Annotated in this window: 2 protein-coding genes; both read left to right on the top strand. The window is 63.6% G+C overall.

The window, feature by feature from the left end:
• Nucleotides 1-662: AHH domain-containing protein (locus tag D7X55_RS38975; RefSeq protein ID WP_199747337.1), on the top strand; the 662-nt coding region annotated here is incomplete at its 5' end.
• A gap of 21 nt (nucleotides 663-683) precedes the next feature.
• Nucleotides 684-1,919: an imm11 family protein gene (locus D7X55_RS38970; protein ID WP_121725674.1), complete on the top strand. Its 1,236-nt coding sequence runs from the start codon at nucleotides 684-686 to the stop codon at nucleotides 1,917-1,919.
• Nucleotides 1,920-1,944 lie beyond the last annotated feature (25 nt).

Below are 1,944 nucleotides of genomic sequence, written 5' to 3'. Positions count from 1 at the left end.
TGCTGGCGGCGGAGGTGAGGGACGCGGACACGTTCGACGGCATCCGGAGCGCGGGAGAGAAGTACGGCGAGGTGATGGGCAAGCAGGCGGCAAGGGCCTTCGTGATGCTGGCGATGGCGGCGCTGGGAAGCACGGCGCAGACGCTGGCGTCGAGGGTCGCGACACTGCCCGGTTCAGCACAGGCCGCGCTGGTGGGAGCGGAGCAGGGAGGCTTCCGGCTGGTGGCCGCGGCGGAGGTCTCAGCAGTCGCGGTGTCCGCGAGCGGAGAGGTGACCATCGCGCTGGCGCCCAACGCAGTGGCGATGGGCACGAAGGGACCGAACGTCCCGGCACCGGTCGACGTCCACGAGCACCACATCGCCACGAACAAGTGGTGGGAAGCAACGCATCATGGAGGACCTTGGTCACCCAAGTTCCAGGAACTCTTCGACCGTGCGGGCATGTCCCTGGATGATCCCGCGAACAAAGTCCGCGTCCCTGGACATAGAGGTCCGCATCCTCAGGCGTACCATGAAGAAGTCTACGAACGCTTGCGCAGGGCACTGGGAAGATGCAGGAGCATTCAGTCGTGCAGTAAGGCGCTTGTGAAGGAACTCGAGTCGCTGGGCTCGGAGATCTCTACACAGAACAGTCGGCTCAACTTGCTCGTCACACAGCCCTGACGCCCGGGAAGGTGAACCCCAATGAGGTACTTCAAACTTCTCGACGACATGGAGATTCATGACCGCTGGCTTCCAGGCGAGGCAACGAACGCCCAGGGGCAAGAGATCGATGACATCTGGCAGTTCGCGGATGGCTGCGCGGTCCAGGTCCATGAGCGCCTGACGATTCCCGTTAGCCATCCGGGCGTGGTTCAAGACTTCTCGACGTCGAGTGTGGGCGGGACACCTGTCGTCCACAAACGCGTCGCGAGTGTCTTCCTGGAACTGGCGCCGGACGACGTGCAGCTCATCCCCGTCGAAGTCGAAGGACAGTCCGACCCTTACTTCATCCTCGTCGCGACACGGACCATTCGATGCATTGATGATCAGCAATCCGCCGAGGTGAAGTACTGGTTGCCAGAGGATGAGCGACCAGAACTCACTGGGACATATCGAGCCGTCTACGGCATGCGCATCGACACGACGAAAGTGGGAGATGCCAAGGTCTTCCGGCCCTGGGGCTGGAATGTCGTGCTCGTTGTCTCCGAGGACATCAAGGATGCTCTGGAGCGCTCGGGTGCCACGGGGATGGCATTCCGGGAGGTCACCGGTCCCAGCGAAGTCAGCCCAGAGGATCGGGAACACAACCGCAAGATCCAGGCCCTCTACGAGCGAGCCACGAAACCCCGTGAAGCCTTCTGGCGCACGCTGGGCGCCATGGACGACAACTTCGTCATCCCCATCGTCGTCGGAGGCGGTTGGCCGGCGAGAAGTGAAGTCTGGCGCGTCATCCACCGCCCCGAAGGCCGAATGCTCTTCGTGACGGATGGCCTCTCCAACTACTTTTCTGACAAGGCCGAGCCATCGATAGGCTTCGGCCTGGAGCTCGCGCTCGAGACGGATGAGCCCGTGGAGAACGTGGCGAAGAGCTGGCAGCAACTTCTCTTGGAGCGCATCGCCAACGAGCTCGTGGGCCACGAACACCTGCGTGAGCCCGCGAGGACCGGCATCCTCTCCATGGAAGTGGACGGCGCGCACCTGCCCGAACCCCTCCTGACGAAAGAGGGCCGCGTGGGCGTGCTCCTGGGCATGGACACCCCCACCCTCCCAGGCCACTTCACGATGCCAGACGGACAGGTCCGGCTCGTCACGGTGAAGACCCTCATGCCCCGGGAACTCACGTACCTGCTGGAGCACGGCCGGGAGGAGCTGCTTCACCGCTTCAACCAGTCCCCCCCCGGCCACCTGTCCAAGGCCTGGCGTCAGCCCGTGGTGTAGTAGCCCAGACCCGGAGGCAGTCCAT

The organism is Corallococcus sp. AB049A, assembly GCF_003668885.1.
In the GTDB taxonomy this organism is placed as follows: Bacteria; Myxococcota; Myxococcia; order Myxococcales; family Myxococcaceae; genus Corallococcus; species Corallococcus interemptor.
This window is presented reverse-complemented; position numbering and strand designations above follow the sequence as displayed.